This is a genomic window from Bartonella sp. AP58NXGY (assembly GCF_042195785.1).
Classification (GTDB): Bacteria; Pseudomonadota; Alphaproteobacteria; order Rhizobiales; family Rhizobiaceae; genus Bartonella.
In genome coordinates this window covers 1-289 of record NZ_JBHIOY010000327.1, presented here as the reverse complement: position 1 = coordinate 289, position 289 = coordinate 1, and the positions used below count along the sequence as shown (strand labels likewise).

At 35.6% G+C, this 289-nt stretch carries 1 protein-coding gene; it reads left to right on the top strand.

The features are described from left to right. A partial coding sequence (locus tag ACFINC_RS11210; RefSeq protein ID WP_375617251.1) for a hypothetical protein occupies positions 1-186 on the top strand: 186 nt, incomplete at its 5' end. Positions 187-289: the final 103 nt, after the last annotated feature.

Sequence of the window (289 nt, the reverse complement as noted above, 5' to 3'; positions counted from 1 at the left end):
CTTTTTCTCACATTCAAACTTCAACGAGTGTGTGGTGATGTGGCTTACGCCTTCATAAGCGTAAAGATAGAGGAGCTTTGTAATCTTATATTATTCACGGAATTTTATCGTTATACCATTTCACTGGCTCCGTCAAAAAATGGAGTCGGAAGCGTTAAACAATGGCTTTTTAAAACAGGTGCGTGAATTAGCAATCCAACGGCGTTCTATTCTTCGTTATAGGTATGACTCTATCAAAAAATCATCATATTTTTACCATTCCGAATAATTGCCTTATATTCCTATTATA